Source organism: Pseudomonas sp. BN505, from assembly GCF_029873175.1.
Classification (GTDB): Bacteria; Pseudomonadota; Gammaproteobacteria; order Pseudomonadales; family Pseudomonadaceae; genus Aquipseudomonas; species Aquipseudomonas putida.
Genome location: NZ_SSOI01000056.1, coordinates 15,682 through 37,079, shown reverse-complemented (window position 1 = coordinate 37,079; position 21,398 = coordinate 15,682). Strand labels below are relative to the sequence as shown.

At 62.6% G+C, this 21,398-nt stretch carries 27 protein-coding genes; 15 read left to right on the top strand and 12 right to left on the bottom strand.

What is annotated here, in order from left to right; genetic code table 11:
- Positions 1 to 88: 88 nt before the first annotated feature.
- The 5 genes from E8E78_RS18815 to recX all read left to right on the top strand — a co-directional run bounded on the left by E8E78_RS18815 (position 89) and on the right by recX (position 3,083).
- Positions 89 to 742, top strand: coding sequence for a hypothetical protein (locus E8E78_RS18815; protein WP_059396236.1), 654 nt, complete (start codon positions 89 to 91; stop codon positions 740 to 742).
- A gap of 1 nt (position 743) precedes the next feature.
- Positions 744 to 893, top strand: a complete 150-nt coding sequence (locus E8E78_RS18810; protein ID WP_155403406.1) for a hypothetical protein — start codon at positions 744 to 746, stop codon at positions 891 to 893.
- Positions 894 to 938: 45 nt separating this feature from the next.
- Positions 939 to 1,421 carry a CinA family protein gene (locus tag E8E78_RS18805; RefSeq protein ID WP_049275392.1) on the top strand — a complete coding sequence of 161 codons (483 nt, stop codon included), beginning with the start codon at positions 939 to 941 and terminating at the stop codon, positions 1,419 to 1,421.
- A gap of 103 nt (positions 1,422 to 1,524) precedes the next feature.
- Complete coding sequence (gene recA, locus E8E78_RS18800) at positions 1,525 to 2,592, top strand: recombinase RecA (RefSeq protein WP_016501139.1); 1,068 nt, start codon at positions 1,525 to 1,527, stop codon at positions 2,590 to 2,592.
- A gap of 20 nt (positions 2,593 to 2,612) precedes the next feature.
- The gene (gene recX, locus E8E78_RS18795) at positions 2,613 to 3,083 is read left to right on the top strand and encodes a recombination regulator RecX (RefSeq protein ID WP_016501138.1); all 471 of its coding nucleotides are present in this window, start codon (positions 2,613 to 2,615) and stop codon (positions 3,081 to 3,083) included.
- A gap of 135 nt (positions 3,084 to 3,218) precedes the next feature.
- Here recX and E8E78_RS18790 read toward each other — a convergent pair whose 3' ends face one another.
- Complete coding sequence (locus E8E78_RS18790; RefSeq protein ID WP_049276290.1) at positions 3,219 to 4,337, bottom strand: LOG family protein; 1,119 nt, start codon at positions 4,335 to 4,337, stop codon at positions 3,219 to 3,221.
- 160 nt (positions 4,338 to 4,497) lie between these two features.
- Between E8E78_RS18790 and E8E78_RS18785 the strand changes: the two genes are divergently transcribed.
- Positions 4,498 to 4,707: a hypothetical protein gene (locus E8E78_RS18785; protein ID WP_049276291.1), complete on the top strand. Its 210-nt coding sequence runs from the start codon at positions 4,498 to 4,500 to the stop codon at positions 4,705 to 4,707.
- A 15-nt stretch (positions 4,708 to 4,722) separates the two neighbouring features.
- On the opposite strand, the gene E8E78_RS18780 is transcribed toward E8E78_RS18785, so the two are convergent.
- Positions 4,723 to 5,142: a quorum-sensing-regulated virulence factor family protein gene (locus E8E78_RS18780; protein WP_049276292.1), complete on the bottom strand. Its 420-nt coding sequence runs from the start codon at positions 5,140 to 5,142 to the stop codon at positions 4,723 to 4,725.
- Positions 5,143 to 5,360: 218 nt separating this feature from the next.
- On the opposite strand from E8E78_RS18780, the gene E8E78_RS18775 reads away from it, so the two are divergent.
- The 3 genes from E8E78_RS18775 to E8E78_RS18765 all read left to right on the top strand — a co-directional run bounded on the left by E8E78_RS18775 (position 5,361) and on the right by E8E78_RS18765 (position 7,337).
- A complete protein-coding gene (locus E8E78_RS18775) occupies positions 5,361 to 6,071 on the top strand; it encodes a tRNA-uridine aminocarboxypropyltransferase (RefSeq protein WP_016501134.1) in 711 nt (236 codons plus the stop codon).
- Positions 6,072 to 6,247: 176 nt separating this feature from the next.
- A complete protein-coding gene (gene erdR, locus E8E78_RS18770) occupies positions 6,248 to 6,898 on the top strand; it encodes a response regulator transcription factor ErdR (protein WP_003252375.1) in 651 nt (216 codons plus the stop codon).
- A 73-nt stretch (positions 6,899 to 6,971) separates the two neighbouring features.
- Positions 6,972 to 7,337 (top strand): diacylglycerol kinase, encoded by a 366-nt coding sequence (locus tag E8E78_RS18765; protein ID WP_010952700.1) that lies wholly within the window; start codon positions 6,972 to 6,974, stop codon positions 7,335 to 7,337.
- On the opposite strand, the gene finR is transcribed toward E8E78_RS18765, so the two are convergent.
- A complete protein-coding gene (gene finR, locus E8E78_RS18760) occupies positions 7,334 to 8,260 on the bottom strand; it encodes a LysR family transcriptional regulator FinR (protein WP_016501131.1) in 927 nt (308 codons plus the stop codon). The genes E8E78_RS18765 and finR overlap by 4 nt on opposite strands.
- A gap of 118 nt (positions 8,261 to 8,378) precedes the next feature.
- Here finR and fpr point away from each other — a divergent pair, with 118 nt between their 5' ends.
- Positions 8,379 to 9,158, top strand: a complete 780-nt coding sequence (gene fpr / locus E8E78_RS18755) for a ferredoxin-NADP reductase (protein ID WP_016501130.1) — start codon at positions 8,379 to 8,381, stop codon at positions 9,156 to 9,158.
- A gap of 109 nt (positions 9,159 to 9,267) precedes the next feature.
- Here the strand turns inward: fpr and E8E78_RS18750 are convergent, their stop codons facing one another.
- Both E8E78_RS18750 and E8E78_RS18745 read right to left on the bottom strand, forming a co-directional pair.
- On the bottom strand, positions 9,268 to 9,762 hold the full coding sequence (locus E8E78_RS18750; RefSeq protein ID WP_016501129.1) for a SprT family zinc-dependent metalloprotease: 495 nt from the start codon (positions 9,760 to 9,762) through the stop codon (positions 9,268 to 9,270).
- A 131-nt stretch (positions 9,763 to 9,893) separates the two neighbouring features.
- On the bottom strand, positions 9,894 to 10,493 hold the full coding sequence (locus tag E8E78_RS18745; RefSeq protein WP_016501128.1) for a Yip1 family protein: 600 nt from the start codon (positions 10,491 to 10,493) through the stop codon (positions 9,894 to 9,896).
- A 262-nt stretch (positions 10,494 to 10,755) separates the two neighbouring features.
- Here E8E78_RS18745 and ttcA point away from each other — a divergent pair, with 262 nt between their 5' ends.
- Entirely contained in the window at positions 10,756 to 11,580 is an 825-nt protein-coding gene (ttcA, locus tag E8E78_RS18740) for a tRNA 2-thiocytidine(32) synthetase TtcA (protein WP_016501127.1), read from the top strand.
- A 4-nt stretch (positions 11,581 to 11,584) separates the two neighbouring features.
- On the top strand, positions 11,585 to 12,256 hold the full coding sequence (locus E8E78_RS18735; RefSeq protein WP_049276294.1) for a DNA-3-methyladenine glycosylase I: 672 nt from the start codon (positions 11,585 to 11,587) through the stop codon (positions 12,254 to 12,256).
- Positions 12,257 to 12,287: 31 nt separating this feature from the next.
- Here the strand turns inward: E8E78_RS18735 and E8E78_RS18730 are convergent, their stop codons facing one another.
- From E8E78_RS18730 to arsC, 3 genes are read right to left on the bottom strand one after another with little or no spacing between them, the layout of a single operon-like run.
- On the bottom strand, positions 12,288 to 12,701 hold the full coding sequence (locus E8E78_RS18730; RefSeq protein ID WP_016501125.1) for a DUF2069 domain-containing protein: 414 nt from the start codon (positions 12,699 to 12,701) through the stop codon (positions 12,288 to 12,290).
- Positions 12,694 to 13,299 (bottom strand): NAD(P)H:quinone oxidoreductase, encoded by a 606-nt coding sequence (gene wrbA, locus E8E78_RS18725; protein ID WP_016501124.1) that lies wholly within the window; start codon positions 13,297 to 13,299, stop codon positions 12,694 to 12,696. Before wrbA ends, E8E78_RS18730 begins: the two co-directional genes overlap by 8 nt.
- On the bottom strand, positions 13,296 to 13,649 hold the full coding sequence (arsC, locus tag E8E78_RS18720) for an arsenate reductase (glutaredoxin) (RefSeq protein WP_016501123.1): 354 nt from the start codon (positions 13,647 to 13,649) through the stop codon (positions 13,296 to 13,298). The genes wrbA and arsC overlap by 4 nt, the downstream gene beginning before the upstream one ends.
- A gap of 85 nt (positions 13,650 to 13,734) precedes the next feature.
- Here arsC and E8E78_RS18715 point away from each other — a divergent pair, with 85 nt between their 5' ends.
- Entirely contained in the window at positions 13,735 to 14,199 is a 465-nt protein-coding gene (locus E8E78_RS18715) for a TlpA disulfide reductase family protein (RefSeq protein ID WP_059396235.1), read from the top strand.
- Between the two features lie 117 nt (positions 14,200 to 14,316).
- Here the strand turns inward: E8E78_RS18715 and E8E78_RS18710 are convergent, their stop codons facing one another.
- Genes E8E78_RS18710 through E8E78_RS18695 form a run of 4 tightly spaced genes read right to left on the bottom strand, consistent with a single transcriptional unit; the run spans position 14,317 to position 18,973 of the window.
- Positions 14,317 to 14,721 carry an META domain-containing protein gene (locus E8E78_RS18710; protein WP_041167849.1) on the bottom strand — a complete coding sequence of 135 codons (405 nt, stop codon included), beginning with the start codon at positions 14,719 to 14,721 and terminating at the stop codon, positions 14,317 to 14,319.
- Complete coding sequence (locus tag E8E78_RS18705) at positions 14,718 to 15,155, bottom strand: hypothetical protein (RefSeq protein WP_016501120.1); 438 nt, start codon at positions 15,153 to 15,155, stop codon at positions 14,718 to 14,720. The genes E8E78_RS18710 and E8E78_RS18705 overlap by 4 nt, the downstream gene beginning before the upstream one ends.
- A gap of 31 nt (positions 15,156 to 15,186) precedes the next feature.
- Positions 15,187 to 16,176, bottom strand: a complete 990-nt coding sequence (locus tag E8E78_RS18700) for a 2-hydroxyacid dehydrogenase (protein ID WP_049276296.1) — start codon at positions 16,174 to 16,176, stop codon at positions 15,187 to 15,189.
- A gap of 13 nt (positions 16,177 to 16,189) precedes the next feature.
- Positions 16,190 to 18,973 (bottom strand): response regulator, encoded by a 2,784-nt coding sequence (locus E8E78_RS18695; RefSeq protein WP_197864784.1) that lies wholly within the window; start codon positions 18,971 to 18,973, stop codon positions 16,190 to 16,192.
- 193 nt (positions 18,974 to 19,166) lie between these two features.
- Between E8E78_RS18695 and E8E78_RS18690 the strand changes: the two genes are divergently transcribed.
- Complete coding sequence (locus E8E78_RS18690; RefSeq protein WP_049276298.1) at positions 19,167 to 19,886, top strand: response regulator transcription factor; 720 nt, start codon at positions 19,167 to 19,169, stop codon at positions 19,884 to 19,886.
- A 3-nt stretch (positions 19,887 to 19,889) separates the two neighbouring features.
- Positions 19,890 to 21,281 carry a sensor histidine kinase gene (locus tag E8E78_RS18685; RefSeq protein ID WP_049276299.1) on the top strand — a complete coding sequence of 464 codons (1,392 nt, stop codon included), beginning with the start codon at positions 19,890 to 19,892 and terminating at the stop codon, positions 21,279 to 21,281.
- The last annotated feature ends 117 nt before the right edge of the window (positions 21,282 to 21,398 follow it).

Below are 21,398 nucleotides of genomic sequence, written 5' to 3'. Positions count from 1 at the left end.
CTTTTTAACATCAGGGAAGACCTGCCGGAATCGACTGCGGTGGCGTGTGACCCACTTAACAGTTATTGCAATCGGGTTGATTAAAGCAGTGAGCCGAATTCGATTTGATGTCGATGCAGTTTTTTGCATCTCTCTCGATACCCGGGGTGACCGGCGTAAACTATTCACAGAAACTATCGGTCAGCAGCTGGACAATGAGGTGGTTTTTCATGTCGTCCAGAAAAACAGCGATCCCGCGCGTGGTTGCTACGAGTCGCATCAGCAACTGGCTCGCCATGCGCTGGAAAACGGCCTGGATAGAATTTTGATTTTCGAGGACGATGCCAAGGCCTATGAATTTACGGCTACCCGGGTTCGCTGGGTAAACCGCTTCATGCAGAAGCGGCCTTTCGAGGCTCTGCACCTGGGCTACTCCATGGGGCGGACGTGGCTGACCTGGTTTCCGTTCATCGCCAGGGGGCGGGTGGTCGCGTTGCACGCCTATGTGTTGTCGCGCCAAGGCTGCCGGATCCTGGCCGATACGCCCTACGATGGCACGCCGGTGGATGTAGTGGTCAAACACAGGATCCGCCAGCACTGCGTATTCCCCATGATGTTCCGCCAGCATGCGGCCGCTGTTACCGGCAGTGATCTGGAGCAGGTGGTACGCAATGAAGATGAATGGTGGGAGCGCAACTGGGCCAAGCATCGTCGTTCACCGGCGAAGAACATCTGGCGCACCGTGCTTCGGTTGAACTTCTGATATGACCGAATGGCTCAGGCTTGTGCTGTGCCGGCTGTACAGGCACAAGCCTGTCGAAGTCGAGCGCGTGTTTGTCGGCGAAATCGTCATTTCACGGCAGGCCTGCTGCCGTTGTGGTCGCAGGCTTCGCGATCTGGCCGAATATCAGTGAAACACACAAGCTGGTAGGGTAGGTGCAGCCTTCCAGGAGCCCGACATGGACCCGATCACCACACTCGCCACCCGCCTGGGTGAACACCTGCGCCGTTTCAATGCACAGGTGGCTACCGCCGAATCCTGCACCGGCGGTGGCATTGCCGAAGCCATCACCCGTATACCTGGCAGCTCGGCCTGGTTCGAGGTTGGCTACGTGACATATTCCAACGCCCAGAAAACCCGCCTGTTGGGCGTGCCCGAGGCCTTGTTCGGCCAGGTGGGCGCAGTCAGCCAGGAAGTGGTCGAAGCCATGGTACGCGGTGCCCAGGCCGCCAGCGGCGCGCGCTTCGCCGTGGCGGTGAGCGGCGTGGCCGGGCCGGACGGTGGTTCGCCGGCCAAACCGGTAGGTACCGTATGGCTGGCCTGGGGTGACGGCAACCGGGTGTTCAGCGAGCGCCGCCAGTTCGACGGTGACCGCGAAGCGGTGCGCCGACAGACGGTGAGCGCCGCGTTAGACGGCTTGTTACAGCTTGGTGCCGAGTAAATCGACGACAGGGGTTTGCGCGGGCGCCTGCCTGTGGAATAATACTGGCTACTTATACAGGTATTCCGGCCATCAGGGCCAAGTCGAACACGTGAGGATTTCAATGGACGACAACAAGAAACGCGCCTTGGCTGCGGCCCTGGGTCAGATCGAACGCCAATTCGGCAAAGGCGCAGTCATGCGCATGGGTGACCAGGAGCGCCAAGGCATTCCGGCCATCTCCACCGGCTCCCTGGGCCTGGATATTGCCCTTGGCATCGGCGGCCTGCCAAAAGGCCGTATCGTCGAGATCTATGGCCCGGAATCGTCGGGTAAGACCACGCTGACCCTGTCGGTCATCGCCGAAGCCCAGAAAAGCGGTGCCACCTGCGCCTTCGTCGATGCCGAACACGCCCTCGACCCTGAGTACGCCGGCAAGCTGGGCGTCAACGTCGACGACCTGCTGGTCTCGCAGCCAGACACCGGCGAACAGGCCCTGGAAATCACCGACATGCTGGTGCGCTCCAACGCCGTTGACGTGATCATCGTCGACTCCGTGGCCGCGCTGGTACCCAAGGCCGAGATCGAAGGCGAAATGGGTGACATGCACGTGGGCCTGCAGGCTCGCCTGATGTCCCAGGCGCTGCGCAAGATCACCGGTAACATCAAGAACGCCAACTGCCTGGTCATCTTCATCAACCAGATCCGTATGAAGATCGGCGTGATGTTCGGCAGCCCGGAAACCACCACCGGTGGTAACGCCCTGAAGTTCTACGCCTCGGTGCGTCTGGACATCCGCCGTACCGGTGCGGTCAAGGAAGGCGACGAGGTGGTCGGTAGCGAAACCCGCGTCAAGATCGTCAAGAACAAGGTTTCGCCGCCGTTCCGTCAGGCCGAGTTCCAGATTCTGTACGGCAAAGGTATTTACCGTAATGGCGAGATCATTGACCTGGGTGTGTCCCAAGGCCTGATTGAGAAGTCGGGTGCCTGGTACGCCTACCAGGGCAACAAGATCGGTCAGGGCAAAGCCAACGCTGCCAAATACCTGGCGGAGAACCCGGCTATTGGTACCGAGATCGAGAAGCAGATTCGTGAGAAGCTGCTGAAAGCAGGTGCTGCCGCTGAAGCCAACAAAGCTGCCGCCGTTGATGCCAGTGCCGACGATGTGGCTGACGCCGAAGCCGGTTATTGATTGCGCGGTAGATAGCCAATATGTCCGCCGTACTCGACACCCCCGTCGCCATTCGGCGGACAGCCATGGACCTGCTTGCGCGACGTGAGCACGGTCGCGTCGAGCTGACGCGCAAGTTGCGTCAGCGCGGCGCTTCGGATGAGCTGATCGAGCCTGAGCTCGACCGGCTCGCCGAAGAAGGGCTGCTTTGCGAAGCCCGCTACCTCGAAAGCTTCATCAGGTACCGTTCCAGCGCTGGCTATGGCCCTTCGCGTATTCGTGAGGAGCTGGGCCAGCGTGGCCTGGCGCGTGCTGATATCGAGCAGGCATTGCGCGAGAGCGAGGTGGACTGGCGCGAGCGCATGCGTGATGTGTGGCAGCGCAAGTTTGCCGGGCAGCACCCGCAGGATCCGCGCAGCCGTGCCCAGCAAACCCGTTTTCTGGCTTACCGGGGTTTCCCCATGGACATGATCGGCCGCCTGCTCAGTGGACGTGATCTCGACGATTACTGACCACCAGATCTGCAGTTGTAGGCGGTCTCGCATGGTTTAAGGTCTGACTTGAAATCAGAAAGCTGACGCAATCCATGTGGGAGCGGGCTCGCCCGCTCACACAGGTACAGTGCAGCAGGCGAATCTCAAGCGGCATCAGCTCACCTTCAACGCCTCCCTGGCCCGCTGCGTGGTATGCATTGGCTGAGGCTTGGCCCAGTTTTCCGGCAAGTTGATGAAATCCACCAGCTCGCGCAGCCGGCCCTGGTCGCGGCCATTGAAGGCGAATGACAGCCGGGTCAAATGGTTGAAGTTGCCCACTTCATGTTCGGCACTGCTATCCGCTTGCTGGTGATACTTGCCACTCAGGCGCAAGTCGGCAAAGCCTTCCTGAATATCAAACAGCGCTGCTTCGCTGAGCGGGTGGTGCATGCGGATCACGAACTGGTTCTTCAGCCAGCGGCTGGAGTGGTAGTTGCTGTAGAACTGGTTGATTTCCTCCACGGCCTCATCGGCACTGTGCACCAGGCGCACCAGCTTCAGGTCGCTGGGCAGGATGTAGCGGTTTTCTTCCAGCTGGCGGCTGATGAAGTCCAGGCAGTCGCGCCAGAAGCTGCCGCCGGGCGAGTCCAGCAGCACCACCGGCACCAAGGGGCTCTTGCCGGTCTGGATCAGCGTCAGCACTTCGAGTGCTTCATCCAGGGTGCCGAAGCCGCCCGGGCACAGCACCAGGCCATCGGCCTCCTTGACGAAGAACAGCTTACGGATAAAGAAGAAATGGAAGGGCAGCAGCTTGTCGGTGCCGCCCACGGTGGGGTTGGCGTGTTGCTCGAAGGGCAGGGTGATGTTGAAACCCAGGCTGTGGTCGCTGCCAGCGCCTTCGTGGGCGGCAGCCATGATGCCGCCGCCGGCACCGGTGATGACCATCAGGTCGGAGCGCGCCAGGGTAGCGCCCAACTCGCGGGCCAGGGCGTACATCGGGTGCTCCAGCGGGGTGCGTGCCGAGCCGAACACGGTCACCTTGCGCCGGCCCTTGTAGCGCTGCAGGGTGCGGAACGATTGGTCCAGTTCGCGCAGCGCCTGCAGGGTGATCTTGGCGCTCCAGCGGTCGCTGTCGTCATGGGCCATGCGCAGGATGGTCAGCATCATGTCGCGGTACAGCGGCAGGTTGGGGCTGTCGGGGGCTACCAGTTGAAGTTGTGCGTCGATGTTGCTCAGGTCGATATGGTTGTCACGGAAGTGGCTGAACAGCAGTTCATTCGCTTGGTAAGGCATGCAACGTCTCCTTCTGCACCAATACCTCTGACCTCAATCTAGACCCTTGCGCAGGATCGTGCCGGGCTGTTTGGCGCAGCCGCCCGTCGGTATGTGGCCACCGGCAGCAGGGGTTTGGTTAACTGGTAAAGCGAAACGTATCGATGCAGGAGGTGGCGGTATGCATCGCTTGATCATCGAGATTGACCGGCAGCTCTACCAGCAGCTGGAGAGTGCGGCTCAGGTGCATCACTTGAGCCTTGAGGACGAGTGCTGCCGCAGGTTGGCGGGGCTGGAGTGCCAGTCGCGCTACTTGCAGGCGTTATTGGCCGAGATGCGCGCCGATGCGGCCGATGGGCGCTGGCGCGCCCGCGACGACGAGAAGGTATAGCTTGAACAGCTGCTGTTACTTCTTCGTGTTGCCGGCCATGCAGCTGGCACTGTCGAATGCCTGGTCCATGATCGGCTGGTTGGTCTTGTACACCGTGAAGCGATAGACCATGACCGCGCCCTTGGACATCAGGTTGCGAAAGCCGCTGTTGCGGCACACGCTGTCGCCCAGCTGGCTGCGTACCTGCGCGGGATTGGCCTGCATGCGCTCGGCGTGGCTCTGGCGTACGCTCAGGTGGTTGACCAGTGCCTTGCCTTCCACGGTGTAGCCTTGGTCGAGGATGTCCTCGTTGATCGCGCGCGGGGTACCGACGCTGCTTTCTTTGGCAACCTTCTGCAATGTCCTGTTGAGGTCGTAATCCTGCTTGGAGGCTGCCTGGGCTGCCAGGGGCAGAGCGAGTAGCAGGCTCAGGGCGGGGACGATAAGGCGCAGCATGAATCTCTCCTGGTTCGATGACTGGCGCTTTGACATGCGCCGGTCGACGGCGTTCCGTGAAAGTCGCGCGAGCGCGAGGTTCGGGCACGGTAAGCGTCGATTATAAGGGGCACCTCGCCAGCTGCACAGTAAATGGCCCCTGTTCTGCTAAACTGGGCGCCTTGTTTTTTCCGAGTCATCCTTGTGCCCATTTCCTACCTTCCCAGAGGCCTGCCGGCATGAGCCACGCGGTAGCGCGGCTGCGCGCCGAACGCCTGGCCCGCAGCAACAAGCCTTTCATCGCCCGTGGCTCGCGTGCCGAGCGCTGCGCGGATTGCCGGGTCATCGCCACCCATTGCCTGTGTGCCTGGAAGCCTCGGGTGCAGGCCGAGTCTGGTGTGTGCCTGCTGATGCATGACACCGAACCGTTGAAGCCCACCAACACCGGCTGGCTTATTGCCGACCTGATCGAAGACACCTGGGCCTTCGGCTGGCAGCGCACCTCGGTCGACGAGCGCTTGCTGGCCCTGCTGGACGACCCGCGCTGGCAGCCCTATATCGTCTTCCCCGGTGAGTTCGTGGCCGAGCAGCGGGTAGTCAGCGAGGTGGTGCGCGAGCCGGGCAAGCGCCCGCTGTTCATCCTGCTGGATGCCACCTGGACCGAAGCCCGCAAGATGTTCCGCAAAAGCCCGTACCTGGACCGCTTTCCGGTGTTGAGCCTGCAGGCCGAGCAGATGTCGCGCTATCGCCTGCGGCGCTCCAAGCGCGACGATCACTTCTGCACGGCAGAGGTCGCAGCCATGTGCCTGGACCTGGCCGGCGACAGCCAGGCCTCGCAGGCGCTGGATGCCTACCTGGATGTGTTCAGCCTGCATTACCTGAGCGGCAAGCGGCGCCTGCCGCTGGATGATCAGGACGACACCCATCAGCGTTTGCATACCTTCCTATAGTCCAAGGGGCACAACCCCTGCTTTGGTTCATAATGACGGGGCTGGCAGCCAGGGGGGCGAGACGGCAGGGCGAATGGCTTGACCATCCTTGACCGTGCTCGACATCCTTGGCGCCGATTCCCCGCCGGGCGCTTCTCTTCCCCGAGCGTCTGGCATAGAACAGGATCCTTAGATCGATGGCCACTTACGAAATCCTGATTGCCGATGACCACCCGTTGTTTCGTGGCGCCCTGCGCCAGGCCGTTACCCTCGGCCTGGGCCCGGATGTGCGCCTGGTCGAAGTCGCGAGCATTGCCGAACTGGAAACCCGCCTGAGCGAAAAAGCCGACTGGGACCTGGTGCTGCTGGACTTGAACATGCCGGGTGCTTATGGTTTTTCCGGGCTGGTACTGCTGCGCGGGCAATACCCGCAGATCCCTGTGGTGATGGTGTCGGCACAGGAGGAGGCCGCGGTGGTGGTCAAGTCCCGCGAGTTTGGCGCCAGTGGCTTCATTCCCAAGTCCAGCACCCTCGAAGTGATCCAGGATGCCGTGCGCAAGGTGCTCGATGGCGAGGTCTGGTGGCCGCCGCAGGCGTTCGAAAAGGTCGATGTCTCGGCCGAGGCCAAGGCCGCAAGCGAGGGGCTGGCCAGCCTCACGCCGCAGCAGTTCCGCGTGCTGACCATGGTCTGTGAAGGCCTGCTGAACAAGCAGATCGCGTATGAACTGAGTGTCTCCGAGGCCACGATCAAGGCCCACGTGACCGCAATATTCCGCAAGCTGGGCGTGCGTACCCGCACCCAGGCCGCGCTGCTGCTGCAACAACTTGAATCGGTTGCCAGCAACTGACTGCGCGTGGCTTCACGCTTTTTTGACCCGAGCCGGTCTAGTCTGCTGGCCTTTCTGTTGTGAAGTGACTCACATGACATCGCCATTCAAGGGCCAGACCGGCCTGAAACGTATCTTCAACGCCGCCGGCTACTCGCTGGATGGCCTGCGTGCCGCCTTCAAGGGTGAGGCCGCATTCCGCCAGCTGGTGCTGCTTAACGTGCTGCTGATCCCGATTGCCTTCTGGCTGCCGGTCAGCCGTGCCGAGCGGGCGATCATGATTGCGGTGTGCCTGTTGGGGCTGATCGTCGAGCTGTTCAACTCGGCGGTGGAGGCGGCCATCGACCGTATCTCGCTGGAGCGCCACCCGCTGTCGAAAAACGCCAAGGACATGGGCAGCGCCGCGCAACTGGTGGCACTGACCATGGTGGCGTTGGTGTGGGGTGTGATCCTGCTTTAAGCGATCGGCGGCAGCACGATTTCATCACTGCGGGTATAGCCCGCGGTGAAGTTGCGGCACAGTTCCAGAAACTCGCGCATGGCCGAGGTCTGGTACTTCTGTTTGTGCCAGATGAAATAGAACTGGCGCATCAGGTCCAGTTCCGGGGTTTCCACCGGTACCAGGCTTCCCCGGCGGAAGGCGTCCCGCAGGGCCAGGCGCGAAATGCAGCCAATCCCCAGGCCCGACTCCACCGCGCGTTTGATTGCTTCAGTGTGTTCCAGCTCCAGGCGGATGTTGAGGTTGGCGCGGTGGTGGCGCATGGCCTGGTCGAAGGTCAGGCGCGTGCCTGAGCCTTGCTCGCGTAATATCCACGCCTCTTGCGACAGGCTTTCGATATCAGCCCGGCCCGGCTTGGCCAGTGGATGCTGCGGCGCGCAGAACACCACCAGTTCGTCCTCGACCCACGGCTGCACTTCCAGGTCGGGGTGGTTGCAGTCACCTTCGATTAGACCCAGATCAATTTCGTAGTGCGCGACCTGTTGCACGATATGCACTGTGTTCTGTACATGCAGCTTGACCTGGCTTTCCGGGTGGGTCTGCATGAAGCTGCCGATCAGCAGGGTGGCCAGGTAGTTGCCGATGGTCAATGTGGCGCCGACCGCCAGCGAACCGAAACCGGACTTGCCGTTAAGCAGGTCTTCGATTTCCTTGGCCTGGTCGAGCAGGGCCACCGCCTGTGGCAACAGTTGATGGCCCAGGGCGTTGAGCGCCAGGCGCTTGCCGGCACGGTCGAACAGCTGGCAGCTCGATTGCCGCTCCAGTTCGGTGATGGAAGTGCTGGCGGCCGATTGCGACAACGCCAGCAGGCTAGCGGCCCGGGAGACGCTTTGGTGCTGTGCGACGGCGACGAAGACTTGCAGTTGACGGAGTGTGAATCGCATATCGATATAACCGATAACACATATCTTGATAATCCAGTTAACAGATATTGTCGCTGCCCCTAAACTATCGCGCAACTGCGCGTTTTGCGCGCCGCGTTTTTCTTCAGGAGCCCCATCGATGAGCAACATGAACCACGAACGTGTCCTCAGTGTGCACCACTGGAACGACACCCTGTTCAGCTTCAAGTGCACCCGCGACCCGGGGCTGCGCTTCGAGAACGGTCAGTTCGTGATGATCGGCTTGCAGCAGGAAAGCGGCCGTCCGCTCATGCGTGCCTATTCCATCGCCTCGCCGAACTGGGAAGAGCACCTGGAGTTCTTCAGCATCAAGGTGCCTGATGGCCCGCTGACCTCGCAGCTGCAGCACCTGAAGGAAGGCGATGAGATCATCATCAGCAAGAAGCCTACCGGTACCTTGGTGCTCGACGACCTGAACCCGGGCAAGCACCTGTACCTGCTGAGCACCGGCACTGGCCTGGCGCCGTTCATGAGCGTCATCCAGGACCCGGAAACCTACGAGCGCTTCGAAAAAGTGATCCTGGTACACGGCGTGCGTTACGTGAACGAAGTGGCTTATCGCGAGTTCATCACCGAGCACCTGCCGCAGAACGAGTTCTTCGGTGAGTCGGTCCGCGACAAGCTGATCTACTACCCGACCGTGACCCGCGAGCCTTTCGAAAACCAGGGTCGCCTGACCGACCTGATGCGCAGCGGCAAGCTGTTCAGCGACATCGGCCTGCCACCGATCAACCCGCAGGACGACCGTGCGATGATCTGCGGCAGCCCGAGCATGCTCGACGAGACCAGCGAAGTGCTGGACAGCTTCGGCCTGAAAGTCTCCGCCCGCATGCGCGAGCCGGGTGACTACCTGATCGAGCGTGCCTTCGTCGAGAAGTAAGACGCAGGCTGGTACTAGAAGGCGACCCCGGGTCGCCTTTCTTATGCCGGTGATTTTTGCATTGCTTGTGCCGGCCTTTTCGCGGGCTTGCCGGCGATGAGGCCGGCCCCTATTCGACGCGAGTTTCGCCGCTGTACACCAGAATCTCCCGGCAGCGTTTGCACAGGTACCGCCGCCCCTGGCGCACCAGCTTGTGCCGCTGTGCGGTAAACGGGAAATCACCCTGCGGGCAAGGGCAGCGGTAGATGTAGCGGGTTACCACGCGCCGTTGCACTTCATAGTTGTGGCAACGGTTGGGTGGCAGCTCATACACCCCGCGCATGATCAATTGCCACTCTTCGCCATGAGCCTGGATACGGTCGCCAAACAACTGGTGGGCCACCAGGTGCGCCACTTCGTGGGCAACGGTCTGGCGCAGGAAGTCTTCCTGATTTTCCCGGTAAAGCTGCAGGTTGAAGCGCAGCAGGTTCTCGTGCAGGTGGGCGACGCCGGCTTTTTGCCCGCGCAGCTTGAAGCTGACTTCCGGGCGCGGGAAGGGGCGTTTGAAAAAGGTTTCGGCTTGCTGGTAACAGGTTTCGACGCGTTGTTTGAGCAGCTCGGGCATGGTGGGGCGGTTCTCCTGACCGGGCATTATGCCGCAAGCATCGGCGGCCTGCCGTGCCACCGGTCTGCGCACAGCCAGAGGCCGCCTTGCGGCGGCCCCTGGTTGATGCCCCAGTGTTGGTTGAGTCTGTTCTAGTTGGTGTAGACGGGCCCCACGCCCAGTCCCCAGATAATTACCGTGGCAGCCATGATCGCCACCAGTACCACAAGGCCCACTGCCAGCACCGAGCTGGAGAACAGGAAGCCTTCGTCGGACGGTATGTTCATGAACGTCGGCAAGCCGACATACAGCAGGTACACCGTGTAGCAGATAGCAGCAGTGCCGATCAGCATGCCCAGCCAAAGGTGCGGGTACAGCGCCGCCAAGCCGCCGATGAACAACGGTGTGGCGGTGTAGGTGGCAAAGGCGATGCACTGTGCCATGGACGGATTGGCATCGTAGGTGCGGGCCATCCAGTGGATGAACGCGCCCATTACCGCCACCCCGCCGAGCATGGCCAGGTACGACATGATGCTCATCCAGATGGCGCTTTCCATGGTGAGCATCACGGCTGGCCGGTCACCGATTACCCAGCCCACCTGGGTAGTGCCGATGAATGCGGAAACGGCAGGGATCGCCGCCAGGATCAAGGTGTGCGTCAGGTACATGTGGCTGATGGTTTCTTCTTCGCCACGAATTTCCCGCCATTCCTGATCGGGATGGGTAAACAGCCCCACAACGTGATGAATCATGCCGATCACTCCTCTCAATGTTGCCAAACGCCCCCCAGATGGAGCGCAAGCGGCCCGAGGCCCGAACACCGATGCAAGCGGTAATGTGGCCTTATGTCGCAGTATAGGAAGCGGCTACCGGCACGAACCGCGCTTTTTAGAGCAAATTGCGCTGTCAGGGGGGCTGTTGATTACATCGAAGTCTTTATCGGAATGCCTACAGCGATGCTGCGTTTGTGCGTAAAATAGTCGGCTTTTGTCACACCTCGCGGATCCAAGCGCTATGGGCACCCTCTCGGTCAACCAGAACAAACTGCAAAAACGCCTGCGTCGTCTCGCCGGCGAAGCCATCACCGACTTCAACATGATCGAGGATGGCGACAAGGTCATGGTCTGCCTGTCTGGCGGCAAGGACAGCTACACCATGCTCGACGTTCTGTTGCACCTGCAGAAGGTGGCACCGATCAAGTTCGAGATCGTCGCGGTGAACATGGACCAGAAGCAGCCAGGCTTCCCTGAGCACGTGCTGCCGGCCTACCTCAAAGAGCTGGGCGTCGAGTACCACATCGTCGAGAAAGACACCTACTCGGTGGTCAAGGAGCTGGTACCCGAGGGCAAGACCACGTGTTCGCTGTGCTCGCGCCTGCGCCGTGGCACCCTGTACACCTTCGCCGACGAAATCGGCGCGACCAAGATGGCGCTGGGGCACCACCGCGACGATATTGTCGAAACCTTCTTCCTCAACATGTTCTTCAATGGTGCGCTCAAGGGCATGCCGCCAAAGCTGCGCGCCGACGACGGCCGCAATGTGGTGATCCGCCCGCTGGCCTACTGCAGCGAGAAGGACATCCAGGCCTACTCGGACATGAAGGAATTCCCGATCATCCCGTGCAACCTGTGTGGCTCGCAGGAAAACCTGCAGCGCCAGGTGGTCAAGGACATGCTGGTGGAGTGGGAGCGCAAGCACCCGGGCCGTACCGAGAGCATCTTCCGTGCCCTTCAGAACGTGGCGCCGTCGCAACTGGCCGACCGCAACCTGTTCGACTTCATCGGCCTGAAGATCGACGAAAACGCCACGCCGCGTTTCCTCGACGTGCTGAACATCTGAGCCCATGCGCGATTACCAGTGGCTGCATGAGTACTGCCTGAACCGCTTTGGCTCGGCCCAGGCGCTGGAGGCCTTCCTGCCGCAACCGCGCACAGCTGTGCAACTGCGCGGTATCAGCGACGACCGCTACCTGTCGACCCTGGCCCTGCGCGTGTTCCGTGCGGGGCTCAAGCACAGCTTGGTGGATGCCAAGTGGCCAGCATTCGAGCAGGTGTTTTTCGGCTTCGACCCGGAGAAGGTCGTGCTGATGGGCGCCGAGCACCTGGAGCGGCTGATGCAGGACGAGCGCATCATCCGCCACCTGGGCAAGCTCAGGAGCGTACCGCGCAATGCGCAGATGATCCTCGACGTGACGAAGGAGAAGGGCAGCTTTGGCGCTTTCATCGCCGACTGGCCGGTGACCGACATTGTCGGCTTGTGGAAGTACCTGGCCAAGCACGGTAACCAGCTGGGCGGGCTGTCGGCGCCGCGCTTTTTGCGCATGGTTGGCAAGGATACCTTCATCCCTACCGATGACATGGCGGCGGCGTTGATTGCACAGAAGGTGATCGACAAGCAGCCGACCAGTCAACGCGACCTGGCCTTTGTGCAACAGGCGTTCAACCAGTGGCATGAAGAAAGTGGGCGGCCGCTGTGCCAGTTGTCGGTGATGCTGGCACATACCGTCAACCATTGAGATCGTCGGGGCTGCAGGGCAGCCCCCGAATTCAACTTCCTTCGCCCGCCATGCGTCGCTCATGCTGGAACTTCCAGCGCACATACAGCAGCCCGGCAATGAACAACCCCAGGCTCGCCAGCACTTCAACCCAGCCAAACACCGCCCGCGCCGGGTCGAACGCCGCCAGCACGCCCTTGATGAAATAGATATTCACCACGAAACAGGCCCAGGCATGTGCCCGAGCGCTGCCTGTCAGCATGCCCGGTAACAACAGCAGCAGTGGCACCAGCTCGATTGCCAGAATCACCCCGACTCGCGCCCCATGCAGGTTGGCGAACCACAGGTTGTTCACCAGCAGCAGGCCGATCAGGCCGAAGAAAAACGCCAGGCTCAACGCCCGTGTCAGGCGCAGGCGCGGTGCCAGCCATTCCAGCGGCGGCAACACCTTGGGCTTTTTAGCCACGCGCGGCCTCCAGGGCCTTGGCCGTGGTCGCCAGGCGTTGGCCCAGGGCGCGGCACAGGGCAATTTCGTGCTGATCAAGCTCACGCTTGCCATCGGCCCCCGCATGGTGGCTGGCGCCGTAAGGGGTGCCGCCGCCGCGGGTTTCCAGCAAGGCCGACTCACTGTACGGCAGGCCCATCACCAGCATGCCGTGGTGCATCAACGGCAACATCATCGACAGCAGGGTGGTTTCCTGGCCACCGTGCAAACTGGCGGTAGAGGTGAACACGCCCGCCGGCTTGCCGACCAGTTCACCGCCCAGCCACAGGCTGCTGGTGCCATCCAGGAAGTACTTCAGCGGCGCTGCCATGTTGCCAAAGCGGGTCGGGCTGCCCAGTACCAGGCCCGCGCAGTGGCGAAGGTCGTCCAGGGTGGCGTACAGCGCACCACTGGCCGGAATGTCCGGTGCCACCGCTTCACATTCGGTAGAGATAGCAGGCACTGTGCGCAGGCGCGCCTCCATGCCGGCCAGTTCGATGCCGCGGGCGATGTGACGGGCCATTTCGCTGGTCGAGCCATGGCGGCTGTAGTAAAGCACCAGGATGTAGGGCGCGCTCACGGCAGGATCTCCAGCACTTTTTCCGGCGGGCGGCCGACCACGGCCTTGTCACCAGCGACCAGAATCGGCCGTTCGATCAGTTTAGGGTGCTGGGCCATGGCATCAATCAATTGTGCGTCGGTCAGCGCCGGGTCGGCGAGGTTCAGCGTTTTGTATTCGTCCTCGCCGGTACGCAACAGCTCGCGCGGGGCGATGCCCAGCTTGGCGAGCAGGGCCTTGAGCGTGGCGGCGTCGGGCGGGGTTTCCAGATAACGCACGATGGTCGGGGCGAGGCCACGGGCTTCGAGCAGTTCCAGCGCGCCGCGGGATTTCGAGCAGCGCGGGTTATGATAGAGCGTCAGGTCAGTCATGTCGGGTCGCATCCAGCTGGGTGTGGCGGCTATTCTAACCGCAGCGACTGACCAATTTGCTTTAAAACTCGAGAAGGATTGACCCATGGCAAGGCGTCTGGCAGCAGTACTGGCCATCACCGCGAGCCTGTTGCTCGGTGGTTGCGGTGCCGATTATGGCGTGGACCAACACGGTAATACGGTTAAGGCCGAACAGATCGAAGGGCACTGGCTGGTGCTCAACTATTGGGCCGAATGGTGCGGACCGTGCCGTACCGAAATCCCGGAATTGAATGCGGCGGCCAAGCAGTGGGCGGCCGATGGTATCAAAGTGGTGGGGGTGAACTTCGATGGCTTGCAAGGGCAGGACCTGAAACAGGCCTCTGAAACCCTGGGCATCGGTTTTACCGTACTGGCCCAGGACCCGGCCGAGCGCTATGACCTGCCGCGCAGCGAGGCGTTGCCGGTCACCTACATCATCGATGACAAGGGCAAGGTGCGCGAACAGCTGCTGGGTGAGCAGACCCTGGAAGGGCTGCAGGCCAAGATCAAGGCCCTGAAAGGCGCCTGATGCAGTTGGGGCCGCTTTAGCGGCCCATCGCGGCACAAGGCCGCTCCTACAGGGGGTTGCGCGTTCTTGTAGGAGCGGCCTTGTGCCGCGATGGGCTGCAAAGCAGCCCCCATGATGTCAGCCTTCCTCAGGCCAGAACCGCAGTGGCTTGCCCTCGGCCGGCCAGAAGCGCATCTGCTCCACCGGCGACACATCCCAGCGCTCTACCGTTTCCAGCGCCTGCAAAAAGCGTTTTTCCTGCTCCATCAACGCCGGTGCGCACAGCTTGCGGGTCTTGCCTACCTTGCCGAAGCTCAGGCGCTCGCCCTCCAGCGTATACGGCGCAAACCAGTGGTTGCAGCCGCCATTGCCGTAGGCGCGGCCATCGCTGGCCAAGGTCAGGGTCAGGTGGCTGTAGTCGATCAGCGGGCGCTCGCCAATCCATTCCAGCACGTAGCTGCGCTCCTGCTGCAGCTTTGAAGGTTCTGCGGCGCAGCCGAGCAGGCCGGTGGCAATCAGCACGCCGGTCAGCAGATTCTTCACTCGGCGCTCTCCTGGCAACGCGGGCACAGGTGTTTTTCGCCACGGCTGGCCCAACCCAGTTCGGCAATGCGTGCGCTGGCGGCGGGCTGACGGGCTTTCTTGCCCAGCTTGGCGTCCACGGCAAATTCAAAATCCAGCACAGCGTCGCAGCTGTCGCACTCGACCTGCCAGGTGAGAATTTCCAGTTCGTTGAACACCGGTCCGCTGGCCACGGCGACCCACTGGCCGCGCGGATTGATCAAGTGGCGCACGCTGTCCACGGTCAATCGCATGGACAAATCCTTGCTGCCCTTGAGGGTCACCAGCAGGGTGTCGCCTTTATGCATCGAGCCACCGTTGCCGGTGACCTGATAGCGGCCCGGCACCAGTGCACGGCACTCGATCAGGGTGTGTTGCGGGTTGAAAAGGGTGTAGCGGAAATCGTGCTCGACCATGGGTCCTCCAGAAATGCCGCGTATCCTAGCACTAACCCATTACCAGATTCTGTGGATTGCCTGCCGCCCAGCGGTTGATGTTGTCGAGCGTGGTCGCGGCAATGGCGTCCAGCGCCTCGCGGGTAAGGAAGGCCTGGTGGGCAGTGATGATCACGTTGGGGAAAGTCAGCAGGCGGGCCAGCACATCGTCTTGCAGCGGCAGGTCGGAGCGGTCCTCGAAGAACAGCTGGGCTTCTTCTTCGTAGACGTCCAGGCCCAGGTAGCCAAGCTGGCCGCTTTTCAGCGCCTCGATCAGTGCCGGGGTGTCGACCAGTGCGCCACGGCCCGTATTGATCAGCATGGCGCCGGGCTGCAGCTGGGCCAGGCTTTGTGCATTGATCAGGTGCCGGGTGTGCTCGGTCAGCGGGCAGTGCAGGCTGATGATACGGGCTTCGCGCAACAATTCGGGCAAGGTCAGGTAGCGCGCGCCGAGGGCCAGCAGCTCCGGGTTGGGGTAAGGGTCGTAGGCCAGCAATTGGCAGCCGAAGCCGGCCATGATGCGGGCGAAGGCAACGCCGATCTGGCCGGTGCCGACCACGCCGACGGTTTTGCCATGCAGGTCGAAACCGGTCAGCCCGTGCAGGGTGAAGTCGCCTTCGCGGGTGCGGTTGTAGGCCCGGTGCAGGCGCCGGTTGAGGGCCAGGATCAGTGCCACGGCGTGTTCGGCCACGGCGTGGGGCGAGTAGGCCGGCACGCGTACCACCGCAAGGCCCAGGCGCTTGGCAGCGGCCAGGTCGACGTGGTTGTAGCCGGCCGAACGCAGGGCGATCAGGCGTGTGCCGCCTTCGGCCAGGCGCTGGAGCACCGGGGCGTCGAGTTCGTCATTGATAAAGGCGCAAACAACTTCATGGCCACTGGCCAGGGCGGCGGTGTCGAGGGTCAGGCGAGCGGGCTGGAAATGCAGCTCCAGCGCGCTGCCGCGGGCGGCCTGGGTAAAGCTCTCCTGGTCGTAATGCTGGCTGCTGAACAACAGGGTGCGCATGGTGAGGCTCCTCCTACAAATGCTGTGTAGGCCACAGCAGCGGCCATGCACTTAGTCTGGCCTGCGCCGCCAGCCGGCTGATTGCGCCGTCCAGCTCATCCAGCGCTTGCTGCGCCTGTGGGTGTTCCTGCTTGAGCAAGGTCTCGCTGCGCTGGCACGCGGCGCGCAGCTGCGGCACGCCGCAATAGCGCGAGGCACCGTTCAGGCGGTGTACCTGTTCTATCAGGCGGTCGCGGTCGTCCGCCTCGCGAGCAGCGCGTATGGCATCGCGGTCCGCGTCCAGCGACGAAAGCAGCATGCTCAGCATGTCGGCCGCCAGGTCCGCCTTGCCCGCCGCCAGGCGCAGGCCTTCTTCGGGGTCGAGCACCTTCAGGTCATCACTGCTGGTCGCTTGCTCGGCCTGCGCCTGTTGCGGCACGCCCAGGCTCAGGCCGGTCCACTTCATCACCACCTGGGCCAGTTGCCGCTCGCTGATCGGCTTGGTCAGGTAGTCGTCCATGCCGGCGTGCAGCAAGGCGCGTTTTTCGTTGGCCATGGCATGGGCGGTAAGGGCGACGATCGGCAATGGGTTGCCACTTTGGGTGTTTTCCCAAAGGCGGATCTGCTCGGTGCAGACACGGCCGTCCATGCCGGGCATCTGCACGTCCATCAGCACCAGGTCGAACGGTTCAGCCTGCACGGCCTGTACCGCTGCATAGCCGTTGTCGACGGCCAGCACCTCGGCGCCCAGGTCTTCGAGCAGGGTCTGCACCAGCAGCAGGTTGGCGGCATTGTCGTCGACGCAGAGGACCTTCGGCTGGCGCTGGCCGTTGAGGCTCTGTGCCTCGCCCTGCGGGCGGCGCGGTTGCACCAGTTCCATCAGCAGGCGGCGCAGTTTGCGGGTGCAGGTGGGCTTTGACAGCAACTGGCCATGGCCGTTGGGCAGGTACGGGTGGTACAGCGCCTGCTCGGTGGTCGGGCACAGCACCACGCACTGGCAGTGATAGCGTTCGAGTTGCAGGTGGTAGTGGCCCAGTTGCTCGGGCGAAAGGTTGCCCAGGTTGGCCCCGAGCACGGCGAACTCGAACGGCAGGCCGGCCTGGCTGGCAGCCTGAACCGCCTGCAGCAACTGGTCGTAGGAAGCAAACAGGCTAACGCTGAGGCCGCAGTCTTCCAGTTGGTGCTCCAGCGCCTGGCGTGCCAGCTCGTGGCCATCGACGATGGCTGCGCGACGGCCCAGCAGCGGCTGCATCGGCTGCTCCTCGAGGTCGTCGTGGGCTTTGGGCAGGTTAAGGCTGATCCAGAACTGCGAGCCCTCGCCCGGGGTGCTGTCGACACCGATTTCGCCGCCCATCTGCTCGATCAGGCGCTTGGAAATCACCAGCCCCAGCCCTGTGCCGCCGGGTTGGCGGGCCAGCGAGTTGTCGGCTTGGCTGAAGGCCTGGAACAGCGTGCGCACCTCCTGCGGCGACAGGCCGATACCGGTGTCCTGCACGCTGATGCGCAGCTGCGCGCTGTCTTCGTGTTCGTCTTCGAGCATGGCGCGCACGACGATGGTGCCTTCGCGGGTGAACTTGATGGCGTTGCTGACCAGGTTGGTGAGGATCTGCTTGAGCCGCAGCGGGTCGCCGATCAGCGAAGCAGGGGTGTCGCGGTAGATCAGGCTAAGCAATTCCAGCTGCTTGGCGTGGGCGGCCGGGGCGAGGATGGTCAGGGTATCCTGGATCAGGTCGCGCAGGTTGAACGGAATGCTGTCGAGCACCAGCTTGCCGGCCTCGATCTTGGAGAAGTCGAGGATCTCGTTGATGATCCCCAACAGGTTGTCGGCGGACTTCTCGATGGTGTTCAGGTAGTCCAGCTGGCGTGGCGTCAGCTCGCTTTTCTGCAGCAGATGGGTAAAGCCGAGGATGCCGTTGAGCGGGGTGCGGATCTCGTGGCTCATGTTGGCCAGGAATTCCGACTTGATGCGGCTGGCCTCAAGGGCCTCCTTGCGCGCCATGTCCAGCTCGATGTTCTGGATTTCGATGGTTTCCAGATTCTGGCGCACGTCTTCGGTGGCCTGGTCGATGCTGTGCTGCAGTTCTTCGTGGGCGTTCTGCAGGGTTTCGGCCATGCGGTTGATGCCGCGGGCGAGCTCGTCCAGCTCATGGCTGCCCATGGTCGGCAGGCGTTCTTCGAGGTGGCCGTCCTTGAGCTGGTTGACTGCGTGCTTGATGCGTTCGATGGGGTCGTTGATGGTGCGGCTCATGCGCAGCGCCAGCAGGCCGCTGAGCACCAGGCAGGCGAGGATCAGAAGCAGGCTGGTGAACAGGTTGCGGTAACCGCGCAGCAGGGTGCCGTCGTGCGACAGCTCGATCTCGACCCAGCCCAGCAGGCGCTCGGCTTCGGCCGGCACGGCATCGGTGGCGAGGTCGCGGTGGTGGCCGAATACGGGCATCAAATAGCGGGTGGCGTCATTGCCGCTGCGCTGCAGCAATTGCGTGCCGGTACCGCCGCTGGGAGGCTGGTTGAGCATGCTCGGGCCGGCGTGTGCCAGGCGCGTGCGGTCCGGGGCCAGGAAGGCAACGGCGCGTACGTCGGCCTGTTCCAGGGTTTGCGCGGCAATGCGCTCCAGCTGTGCGGGCGCAAGCCGGGCCATGGCGGGCGCAGCCAATGGCGCCAGTTGCTCGGCGATCATCTTGCCGCGTTGCAACAGCTGGGTGCGCAGGTCGTTCTGTTGCAGCCAGGTGAAGTAACTGCCCAGCACCAGGGCCATCAGGCCGGCAGGCAGCAGGGCCAGTAGCAGAACCCGGCTGCGGATTCCCAAGCGATCGAGCACACTCGCCTCCTGTGATGTGCCTGGAAGCCGTCAAGCGATGACGGCCAAGCCGGGAAGTTACTCCGCCTGCAGCGCTATTGCACCTCTTTAGTCGCTGTTTTGCGTTGTTGCCGAGGCATTGGTCGCAGGGCGGTTGCCTGACCGGTAGTGGATACTCAATAATTGCGCAATTGAGAATGCATGGCAGTTGCCAATGAATCCTGTAGCTATTTACAACTCCAATATCCTCGCCATCGAGGATGACCCGGTCCTGGGTGCCTACCTGCACGAAGAGCTGCAACGTGGCGGCTTCCAGGTCACCTGGTGCCGTAATGGGCTGGAGGGCCTGGAAAGGGCTGGTCGCGAGGTTTTCGATGTGGTGCTCATGGATATTCTGCTGCCCGGGCTGAACGGCCTGGACGCCCTGGCACAGCTGCGCAAGCGCAGCGCTACGCCGGTGATCCTGATGTCGGCGCTGGGGGCCGAGGCCGACCGCATCAGTGGCTTCCAGCGTGGGGCCGACGATTACCTGCCCAAGCCCTTCAGCATGGCCGAGCTGCAGGTGCGCATCGAGGCAATCCTGCGCCGGGTGGCCCTCGAACGCCGTCATCAAGCCCCGCAGGAGCAGGCTGCCTGCGGCGAGCTGCAGTTCGACGAGGGGCTGTGCGATGTACGCCTGAATGGCCGCCTGGCAGGCCTGACCCCCAGCGAGTACCGGCTGTTCGACATCCTCAACCGCAACTTCGATGATGTGCTGAGCAAGCCGTTCCTTTACCAGCAGGTGTTGCAGCGCGGCTATTCGCGGCACGACCGCAGCCTGGACATGCACGTCAGCCAGATCCGCCGCAAGCTCAAGGGGATCGGCTATCACGAGCGGCAGATCCGTACCGTGTGGGGCAAGGGGTACGTACTCAGCACCGGCGAGGCAGAGTGAGCCATGCTTGACCGCCATTCGCTGTTCTGGAAGCTGGCCATCCTGCTGGTGGGCTTTTGCCTGCTGATGATCGGCCTCAGTTACACGTGGGGCCGGCATATGGAAATCCAGAATGCCTTCCTCTCGGAACCGGCGCGGCAGACGCTGCGAGGCTACGCCAGTGAGGCTGAGCAGGCGTGGCGCAGTGGTGGGCGGGAAGGGCTGGACCAGTGGGTGACGGCGATGCACCAGCGCGAACGGGGCTGGGTTGGCGTGCTCGATATCAACCTGCGACCGCTCGACAGCGCTACTCTCGATCCGCAGATCATGCAGCGACTGACGCGTCTGCGCGGTGTCGACTGGCCGATGAGCCGGCGCAGCGTCGACCAGCCGTGGGTACGCATACCGTTCCCGGGGGCACCGGAGGAGGGCATGCTGGTGATCGAACTGCCGCAGCGGTTCAACCCGGACCAGTACCGGTTGCTGTGGCGCATCGTCACCAACGGCATTATCCCTGGCCTGTTCACCTTGCTGTTGTGCGTGGGCCTGTACCGTATGTTGATCGTGCCGCTGAACCAGCTGCGTGAGCAGGCCAATGCCTGGCGCGCTGATCAGCTATCGGCGCGCCTCGACTCGCGCACCATTGCCCGGCATGACGAACTGGGCGAGCTGGCCCGCGCTTTCGACCAGATGGCCGAGCGGCTGCAGGGCACGGTGGCCATGCAGCAGCAGTTGCTGCGCGACCTGTCCCACGAAATGCGCACGCCATTGAGCCGGTTACGGGTGGCCTGCGACGGCGAAACCGACCTGCAGCGCCTGCGCGAGCGCCTGACCCGTGAAGTGGACTGCATGCAGCAGTTGGTGGAGGACACCCTGCAGCTGGCCTGGCAGGACGCCGAGCGTGCGCCGATGAACCTGGAACCCATCGAAGTCCACGCGCTTTGGGAATTGCTGGCCGAAAATGCCAGCTACGAGAGTGGTTGGTCGCCCGCGCGGCTGCGCTGCGAAGTACCGGCCGACTGCTGGGTGCAAGGCAACCTCAACCATCTGGCCCAGGCGCTGGAAAACATCTTGCGCAATGCCATTCGTCACTCGCCGCCTGAGGGTGTGGTGCGCCTGGGTGGGCAGCGCGAAGGCAGTTATTGGTGGCTGTGGCTGGAGGACGAGGGTGGCGGTGTGGCTGAAGAAGACCTGGAGCGGATCTTCGCACCCTTCTCGCGGCTGGACGGTTCTCGGCCGGGGGATGGTGGTTTTGGCCTGGGCTTGAGCATCGCCCGCAGTGCCATCCAGCGCCAGGGCGGCACCTTGTGGGCGCAGAATGGCAAGCATGGGCTGCGGCTGTGGATGCGATTGCCGTTACATGTACCGGCCTCTTCGCGGGCAAACCCCCTCCCACAGGGTTACCACTACTCTTGAGGCCAGTGGCGTACCTGTGGGAGCGGGTTTACCCGCGAAGAGGCCCGCACAGGTCATCGATATAGCTTGTAGCTATATGGACCACAGATTGCGTGATATGGCCGCGAGGGGTTTGCC